The following is an 8,189-nucleotide window of genomic DNA, read 5'->3' as shown; positions in this document are numbered from 1 at the left end:
AAGCTCACGCTGGCCACAGAGAACCACATGAAAGAACTCGAACAGCGGCCGGAGGTCGTGCGGGCCTACTTTCAGGACCCAAAGGTCAAGTACGCGGCTTGATGGATAAATGCCGCCGGGTCAATAAAGCGATCCCACAGCGTGTCTTCGCCGCTGACCGCGGTGATGTTCAGGGTGCCATTGCTGCTGAGGTGGCGCAGCTCGCCCAGCACGATCCGGGTCTGCAGCTGGTCGCTGTAGATGCCGTCAATCACGTTAACGCGCGACGCCACTACCGCGTCGCGATCGCCGCCATGGGTGCTGCTGAACTCTGTGTCGGTGACCACGGTGATGCGCATCTGGCGCACCGGGCCGCCCTTGGGCTGGGCATGCTCAAGCAGGCTGGCCGCCGCCAGATGCCGCGCGAAGCCCGCATAGTCGGTACGCGCAGACTTGGCGCCGAGTGCGTAGCCGGGCAGGCTGACCATGTCGTTCAACAGGCTCGGCATCTCGATATCCGACAGCCGGTAGGCAACGTGGCCGGTACCGTCAGCCTTCGACTTCAATTGCGCCTGTACCGACTCCGTCGGATCGAGCAGAAAGAGTTCGGTGCCGTCCCACCAGGCGCCGTTCCAGCGGCCTTGAACGCGCGAAAGCCGGACCCAGCTCGAATCGATACCCTCGATGCTGCCGCGCATGAACAATTCACCGCGGCTCGACAACGCATTGCGCTGTGCATCCTTCAGCGAGGCCAGCAGCTCGACGTTCGGCTCCAGCAGCATGCTCAGGCTGTTGCCCTCGAGCAGCAGCTCGATGCGGGAAGGTGCATCGGTGCTCGATGCGACGATCGCGACCGGCGAATGCGCCAGAATGCGCGCGCCCTCGGCACTGACCAGGGCGGAAGCCAACAGGCAGGCAAGGCCTACGAAGACACGGTAGAGAAAGAGAGGACGCATGATGAAGCCTGGGGGGTCGAAACATTGCGTTGCAGTTTGCCCACAAACTGCAGCGTGAGCTGTGAATCAGCCCCCAGACTGTGGCGCCGCGCGCTTCAGGCGGGTCCTCAGCGGTCAGCTGGCAGCTGGTGTCGGCGGACTGACCCACGTACTTCCCCGCTCCCGCTCCTGCCCTGCGCCCGTACGCTCTGCCTCGACTTTGCCCCGGCCTTCCAAGCGGCGGGCCTGCTCAGAAGCGGTCGGAGCAAGTACAATCGCGCCGCTCGCGGAGGGATGGCCGAGCGGTTTAAGGCACCGGTCTTGAAAACCGGCGTGGCAGCAATGTCACCGTGGGTTCGAATCCCACTCCCTCCGCCATCTGATTTGCACAGTCGCGCGTGGCTCAAGTCCGGCGGACACTCCCGGCTGGAGGCCCGTCCTCAGACCCATACTCTTGCGGTGAATCCGGGGCGCGTAAGCCCCTGTGCCTCGACATCGCGTTCGGCACGCATCCGCTTGCCGTTCGCGTGGATGCCAAAGCACTCAAGCCCCGCTCGATCGCCGCGGCGGCCCTAGCGCGGCTGCGCCCGGCGCTGTGGTCCACGCGCCAAAAGTGCCAGCAGCACCAGCAGCAGAAAACAGCCGTATCCGACCACGGTCGACAGTACGTGCTTCCACATGTTGCCGGCATCGGGGTCGGCGCTGTGGAAGCTCCACCAGCCGCCGATGGCCGCGGCGATCATCGCGGCGAGCAGGGCCAGGCTGTCGAACAGGCGCTGCGGCCAACTCGCGGGGCGGGCGCGGTGGCGCCAGTAGGCGATGGCGATCACCAGGTACCAGGGCAGGAACAGGACCAGGGCGAGGTTGGCTTCAATCAGCGGATGCATGCGCGGTGCCCTAACCGGCCAGGCCGTGCGGCTCGATCAGTCCGCTGGCGATGCCGGCCAGCACCAGCAGGATCAGGCCGACCGAGAACGCGATGCGGCGGGTCAGCGACTGCAGCACGCGTTCGCCGCTGCGGTCGTGCACCAGGTGATACAGGCCGGCGCCGAGGTGATAGACGATCAAGGCCAGTGCGGCCAGAACGAGCAGGGTTTTCATGTGGACTCTCGCAGCAATGCGTGGGTGAGGGCACCGAGTCGCTGCAGGGCGGGCAGGACGATCGAGCCCGAGTGGCCGCAGTTGATGCGGATGCAGTGGCTGAAGCGGTGGTCGGGCGAGAAAATCTGGCCCGGGGCGATGCCGATGCGCTCGCGCAGAGCGACCCGATGCAGGGCCATCGCGTCGCCCCCCGGCGGCAGCGCCAGCCACAGGAAATAGCCGCCGCGTGGACGTGACACATGGGTTCCTTGCGGGAAGCTGGCCTCGATGGTGGCGAGTGCGGCCTCCATGCGTGCGCGCAGCGCGGTACGCAGGCGGCGCAGATGGCGGTCGTAGGCGCCGGTCTCCAGATAGTTCAGCACCGCCATCTGTGCCGGCAGCGCGGCCGACATCGTGGTCATCAGGGTCAGTCGCTGCACCTGCTGGCTGTAGCGCCCAGCGGCGATCCAGCCCAGCCGGTAGCCCGGCGCCAGCGATTTCGAGAACGAGCCGCAGTGCAGCACGCCACCTGCGCTGTCGCTGGCCTTGGCCGGTCGTGGGCGCTGGCGGTCGAAGAACAGTTCGGCGTAGACGTCGTCTTCAATCAGCGGCACCGCGTGTTCGGCCAGCAGGGCCACCAGCGCGCGCTTGTTCGCTTCCGGCATCAGGCTGCCCAGCGGGTTCTGGAAGCCGGGCATCAGCCAGCAGGCCGCCACGCGATGACGGCTCAGCGCCTCGCGCAGGGCGTCGAGATCGATCCCGGCCACCGGGTCGGTGTGCACTTCCAGCGCTTTGAGCTTCAGCCGCTCGATCGCCTGCAGGGCCGCGTAGAAGGCCGGTGACTCGATCACCACGGTGTCGCCGGGCCGGGTCAGCACCTGCAGGGCGGCGTTCAGAGCTTCCAGCGCGCCGTTGGTGATGACGATCTCATCGGCCTGCACCTGCACGCCGTCGAGCCGGTAGCGCATCGCGATCTGCTCGCGCAGGCGCGGGTTGCCGGGCGAGAGGTTGTCGACGATGGTCTGCGGATCCTGCCCACGCAGGCCTGCAAAAGTGGCCTTGGCCAGCTGCGGCAAGGGGAACAGCTCGGGGCCGGGAAAGGCCGAGCCCAGCGGCGCGATGCCGTCGGAGCGCGCCGCGCGCAGCACCTCGAACACCAGTTCGCTGATCGCCACTTCGCTGGCTTCCGCGCGCGGCGCGGTGGACGCAGGCGCGGCCGTGCCTGCGCTGATCTGCGCAGATACGTAGAAGCCCGACTGCGGGCGCGCATGCACCAGACCATCGCGCTCCAGCAGCTGGTAGGCCATGAACACAGTCGATGCGCTGACGCCGCGGCGGGCGCGCGCTTCACGTACCGAGGGCAGTCGCTCGCCGGCCCGCAGCTGGCCGCTCCGGATCAAAGCGCTGAGCTCTTCGGCGAATTGTTCGTAGAGTTTCATGCGCCCCAGCGCGGCGCGATGCCGCCCTTGCTGCGCACCTCGTCGGCGGTCACCGGCGCAAGATCGCGCTGGCCCCAGCGCTGGCGCATTGCATTGATCAGCGCCGCGACTTCGTCAGCCGACAGCTGCTGCGCGTGGGGCGGCATGCTGTACGGGCGTGGATTCAGCGGCGTGCTGGGCGGCACCGCGCCGAACAGCACCAGCTTGATCGCATTGATCGGGTCCGGTCCCGTCAGCGCGGGCGAGTCCTTCAGCGCCGGGTATTTGCCGGCCTCGCCCTCACCCTCGCGGCCGTGGCAGTCGGCGCAGTGCTCGGTGTAGAGCCGGGTGCCCAGGGCGATGTGCTGATCGCTGGCCTTCAGCGTTGCTGGCCGCGTCGCTGCGCGCGGTGCGGGCGGCAGGCTGCGCAGATAGGTTTCGACCGCGTCGGCGTCGGTCGCCTGCAGATGCTGCAGGCTGTGGGCGATCACATCGGCCATGCCGCCGTAGCCACCGCGACCATCGACCAAGCCGCCGCGCAGGTAGTGCGCGAGCTGGCCTTGTGCATAGCGCTGCAGGCTCAGCTGATCGAGTGGCGGCGCGTACCAGCCGGAAATCGTGCTGCTGCCAAGCTGTGCAGCGTCGGAAAGTGCGGCCAGGCTGCCGCGGCTGCCGTGGCAGATCGCGCAGTGGCCGATGCCGTTGACGAGGTCGCGGCCACGCCGCCAATCCACCGATCGTTCGGCGGCTTCGGCCAATGCGACCGGGCGGTAATTGAGCATGCGCCAGAACAGCATCGCTCCGGGCAGGTCGGCCGGGAACTCCAGCACGTCAGCAGGCGCGGCCTCGGCTACCGCGGGCACGCTGCCGAGGTAGTCGAACAGGGCGTCGAGGTCGGCTGCCGCGAGGTGGGCGAAGTTCGCATATGGAAAAACGGGCGACTGCACGCCGCTGCGGCTGACGCCGTGACGCATCGCGTGGTGGAACTCTTCGCGCGTCCAGCTGCCGATGCCGTGGCTCGGGTCGGGCGTGAGGTTGCTGCTGTAGATGCGCCCGTACGCCGTGCCGAAGCCGCGACCGCCGGCATAGGGCGGGCCGCCCTGCCGCGTGTGGCAGCCGGCGCAGTTGCCGATCCGGGCCAGGTAGTGCCCGCGCTCCAACACCTGCGGATCTGATGACAGCTGGCGCGTGCCGGTGTTGGGCACTCGCAGAGGGGTCATTCCGCCTTGCGCCATGAACAGCACCCCGGCCCAGCTGACCAAAGCCAAGCCGAGCGGCAGCAGAAGCAACCCAGCGAACAGATAGCGCCGGCGCAGCTTCATGGCTGCGCCTCCGCATTCGATAGGCCGCCGCAATCCTGCGGCGGAGTGAAGCTGCCGGCCGCCGCCGGTGGCCGTGGGTCGGCGTGGCCCTGGGTGGCCAGCCAGCTGGCCAGCGCGCGGATCTCGGTTGGCTCCAGCGCGTCGGCAATCGCACCCATGCAGTCGGGTTCGCGCGCATTACGCACGCCGGTTCGCCAGGCGCCGAACTGCGCCACCACGTAGTCGGCCGGCAGTCCGACCAGCGCCGGAATCGCCGGTTCGAGACCGGTCAAGTCATCGCCGTGGCAGGCCGTGCAGGCCGCGATGCCGCGTGCAGGATCACCGCGTTGCACCAACGCGATGGCGCGTGGATCCGTGGCAGCGGGCGCTTCGGCGAGCACGGCGCGCGTGCGCGGCGGCATCGCCGCAAAGTGGGCGCTGATTTCTTCGAGATAGCCGTCGTCCAGATTGCGCACCAGCCACGCCATCTGCGCGTGCTGGCGGCCGCCATCGCGGAAGGCGCGCAGCTGCTGCAGAAGATAGTCGCGCGGTTTGCCGGCCAGATGCGGCACGTATTCCGACCCCGCAGTGCCTTCCCCACGCGCGCCATGACAGACGTTGCAGGCGGCCAGCCGCTCGCTGAGGTCGAGGGCTTCGTGCCCGGTTTGGGCGTTGACCAGGGCAGGGCCGCTGAGTGCCAGCACCAGCAAAGGGCGAAGGAAGATTTGCATGGCGAGGATGTTGAGCGGATCAGTTCATCCGGTACAGCAGCAGTTTTGTGCAGATTGCAGCGGATCAGTTGGCGATGCCCCGACCGAGCCGTCGGCAGCCAAGGGTCCGGGTCGGAGCGCGGAAGCGCGATCGCGGTGATGCCCGAAGGCGTACGCCGGCCTGGAGCTTTACAGCCCACGCCCCGCATGCTGGACTGCGGCCCGCCCCCGGCTCACGGCGGAGGCCCGCGCGCACGCGGCCCGCGTTCCGGCTGCAATCAGAGAATTCGCCATGCGCCGACAGATCGATTTCAACTGCGATGTCGGCGAGAGCTTCGGCGACTGGCGGATGGGCCAGGATGCCGCGCTGATTCCGCTGGCCAGTTCGGCCAACATCGCCTGTGGCTATCACGCCGGTGACCCGCTGCACATGCAGACCACGGTGGCCCTGTGTCTGCAGCATGGCGTGGCGATCGGCGCGCATCCGGGCTGGCCGGATCTGCAGGGCTTCGGCCGCCGCGCGCTGGCCTGTTCGCCGGCGGAAACCTATGCCTTCGTGCTCTATCAGATCGGCGCGCTGGCGGGCTTTGTCAGCGCGCGCGGCGCCCGGCTGCACCACGTCAAACCGCATGGGGCGCTGTACAACCAGGCCGCGCGTGACCCCGCGCTGGCGCAGGCGGTGGCTGCGGCGGTGCGCGATTTCGACCCTGGCCTGATTCTGTATGCACTGGCCGGCAGCGCACTGCTGGAAGCCGGTCGCGCGGCCGGCTTACGCGTTGCCGCCGAGGCCTTCGCCGAGCGCAGCTACGAAGCCGATGGCAGCCTCACGCCGCGCAGCCTGCCCGGCGCCGTGCTGCACAGCTTCGAGGCCGCCGAGGCTCAGGTGCTGGGTCTGCTGGCGCGCGGTGAAGTCATCGCCCGCGGCGGCGAAACGGTGGCGGTGCAGGCCGACACCCTGTGCCTGCACGGCGACCGTGCCGATGCGGTCGAGTTCGGGCAGCGCCTGCGCGCGAGCCTGGCCGCGGCCGGTCTGCAGGTCAGCGCACTGTGAGCGACAGCGTCAGTCTGCTGCCCCTGCTTGGCGTCGCCCTGGTGGTACTGGGCTTTGCGCTGCGTCTGAATCCCGCCCTGGTGGTGGTCGGCGCAGGCTTCATCACCGCATTGCTGGCCGGAATCGAGCCGATCGCCACGCTGGAGCTGCTTGGCACAGCCTTCGTCAAGAACCGCTTCCTCGCCCTGCTGCTGCTGACCCTGCCGGTGATCGCGGTGCTGGAGCGGCATGGCTTGAAGGCGCATGTGCAGGCGGTGATCGTGCGCCTGCGCGGTGCCACTGCCGGGCGTCTGCTGCTGGTTTACCTGGGCCTGCGCCAGCTGCTGTCGGCGATCGGTCTGCACAGCCTGGGCGGCCATCCGCAGACCGTGCGCCCGCTGTTGTCGCCGATGGCCGAAGCCGCGGCCGAGGCTCAGCACGGCCTGCTGCCGGCGGCCGAACGCGAGCGTCTGCGCGCGCTGTGTGCGGGCACCGACAACGTCGGCCTGTTCTTCGGCGAAGACGTGTTCATCGCCTTCGGCGCGGTGCTGCTGATGCAGAGCTTCTTCGCAGACAACGGTATTGAGCTGCAGCCGATCGAGATCGCGCTGTGGGGCATTCCCACCGCGCTATGCGCGTTCGCGATCCATGGCGCACGCCTGCTGCGGCTGGACGCAAGGCTAGCGCGAGAGGCGTCTCGTGCCGCCGCGCAGCAGGTCGACCCGGCATGATTTCGCTGGAGCTGATCTACGTCCTCGCTGGCCTGTACCTGGCCCGCATCGCCTGGCTGTCGGCGCGTGATCCGGCCAACCCACGGCGACTGCCCACGGCCCTGTTCTGGGCGCTGATGGCGCTGTCGTTTCTGATCGGCGATCGTCTGCCTGCGGCCTGGATGGGTGGCGTGGTGATCGCCCTGGCCGCGCTGGCCGGGCTCGGCGGCGTGCGCGCCGGCCGGGTTGAGCCGTCGCCCGTCGGCCAGCCTGAAGCCGAAGCGCAGCGGCTCGGCCATCGCCTGTTTCTGCCTGCCCTGGTCATCCCGCTGGTCACCGTGGGCGTGGTGCTGTTTGGCGCCGGTATCGGCTGGGGTGATTGGCGGTTGTTCGGCGCGCAGCAGATCACCCAGATCGGCCTCGGCACCTCCTGCCTGCTGGCCCTGTTCGCCGCCGCATGGCTGACCCGCACACCGGTGCTGGCCGCGCTCGGACATTCGCGGGGGCTGGTGGATGCCATCGGCTGGGCGGCCCTGCTGCCGCTGCTGCTTGCCACCCTCGGCAGCGTGTTCGCTGCAGCCGGTGTGGGCGAGGCCGTCGCGCAGCTTATGCGCGAGTGGATTCCGGTCGAGAACCGCTTCGTGGTGGTGCTGGCCTACGCGCTCGGGATGGCGGCCTTCACCATGATCATGGGCAACGCCTTCGCCGCGTTCCCGGTGATCACCGCCGGCGTCGGCCTGCCGCTGCTGGTGCATGGCCACGGCGCCGATGCCGCATCGATGGCGGCGATCGGCATGCTGTCGGGCTATTGCGGCACCCTGATGACGCCGATGGCGGCCAACTTCAACCTGGTGCCGGCGGCTCTACTGGAACTGAAAGACCCCTATGCGGTCATTCGCGTGCAGATTCCGACCGCGCTGGGCGTGTTGGCGGCCAATATCGTGCTGATGTATCTGCTGATTTTCCGCAACGCCGGCTGAAAACCGCGGCGCGGTTTTACCCGCCCTTAACCCCGGTGCAGGGCCG

Annotated in this window: 9 protein-coding genes and 1 tRNA gene; 4 read left to right on the top strand and 6 right to left on the bottom strand. The window is 68.5% G+C overall.

All coding sequences use genetic code 11. The features are described from left to right. Positions 1-71 precede the first annotated feature (71 nt). Positions 72-935 (bottom strand): hypothetical protein, encoded by an 864-nt coding sequence (locus tag ACIQ7H_RS14590; protein ID WP_395792737.1) that lies wholly within the window; start codon positions 933-935, stop codon positions 72-74. Between the two features lie 267 nt (positions 936-1,202). Between ACIQ7H_RS14590 and ACIQ7H_RS14585 the strand changes: the two genes are divergently transcribed. Further along, positions 1,203-1,292 (top strand) — tRNA-Ser (locus tag ACIQ7H_RS14585). Positions 1,293-1,486: 194 nt separating this feature from the next. Here the strand turns inward: ACIQ7H_RS14585 and ACIQ7H_RS14580 are convergent. The 5 genes from ACIQ7H_RS14580 to ACIQ7H_RS14560 are packed head-to-tail and all read right to left on the bottom strand — an operon-like array spanning position 1,487 to position 5,444. Continuing rightward, complete coding sequence (locus ACIQ7H_RS14580; RefSeq protein ID WP_395792735.1) at positions 1,487-1,801, bottom strand: hypothetical protein; 315 nt, start codon at positions 1,799-1,801, stop codon at positions 1,487-1,489. Between the two features lie 10 nt (positions 1,802-1,811). After that, entirely contained in the window at positions 1,812-2,015 is a 204-nt protein-coding gene (locus ACIQ7H_RS14575; protein WP_395792733.1) for a DUF2909 domain-containing protein, read from the bottom strand. Further along, the gene (locus ACIQ7H_RS14570) at positions 2,012-3,433 is read right to left on the bottom strand and encodes a PLP-dependent aminotransferase family protein (RefSeq protein WP_395792731.1); all 1,422 of its coding nucleotides are present in this window, start codon (positions 3,431-3,433) and stop codon (positions 2,012-2,014) included. The genes ACIQ7H_RS14575 and ACIQ7H_RS14570 overlap by 4 nt, the downstream gene beginning before the upstream one ends. Further along, positions 3,430-4,734, bottom strand: a complete 1,305-nt coding sequence (locus tag ACIQ7H_RS14565; protein WP_395792729.1) for a c-type cytochrome — start codon at positions 4,732-4,734, stop codon at positions 3,430-3,432. Before ACIQ7H_RS14565 ends, ACIQ7H_RS14570 begins: the two co-directional genes overlap by 4 nt. Continuing rightward, positions 4,731-5,444, bottom strand: a complete 714-nt coding sequence (locus tag ACIQ7H_RS14560) for a c-type cytochrome (RefSeq protein WP_395792727.1) — start codon at positions 5,442-5,444, stop codon at positions 4,731-4,733. The genes ACIQ7H_RS14565 and ACIQ7H_RS14560 overlap by 4 nt, the downstream gene beginning before the upstream one ends. Before the next feature lie 271 nt (positions 5,445-5,715). On the opposite strand from ACIQ7H_RS14560, the gene ACIQ7H_RS14555 reads away from it, so the two are divergent. The 3 genes from ACIQ7H_RS14555 to ACIQ7H_RS14545 are packed head-to-tail and all read left to right on the top strand — an operon-like array spanning position 5,716 to position 8,143. Beyond that, complete coding sequence (locus ACIQ7H_RS14555; RefSeq protein WP_395792725.1) at positions 5,716-6,474, top strand: LamB/YcsF family protein; 759 nt, start codon at positions 5,716-5,718, stop codon at positions 6,472-6,474. Then, the gene (locus tag ACIQ7H_RS14550; RefSeq protein WP_395792723.1) at positions 6,471-7,184 is read left to right on the top strand and encodes a DUF969 domain-containing protein; all 714 of its coding nucleotides are present in this window, start codon (positions 6,471-6,473) and stop codon (positions 7,182-7,184) included. The genes ACIQ7H_RS14555 and ACIQ7H_RS14550 overlap by 4 nt, the downstream gene beginning before the upstream one ends. Further along, the gene (locus ACIQ7H_RS14545; RefSeq protein WP_395792721.1) at positions 7,181-8,143 is read left to right on the top strand and encodes a DUF979 domain-containing protein; all 963 of its coding nucleotides are present in this window, start codon (positions 7,181-7,183) and stop codon (positions 8,141-8,143) included. Before ACIQ7H_RS14550 ends, ACIQ7H_RS14545 begins: the two co-directional genes overlap by 4 nt. The last annotated feature ends 46 nt before the right edge of the window (positions 8,144-8,189 follow it).

This window comes from Aquimonas sp., from assembly GCF_044377145.1.
Lineage (GTDB): Bacteria > Pseudomonadota > Gammaproteobacteria > Xanthomonadales > Xanthomonadaceae > Aquimonas.
Note: the sequence above shows the minus strand (reverse complement) of the source record. Positions and strands in the feature narration are given on the sequence as shown.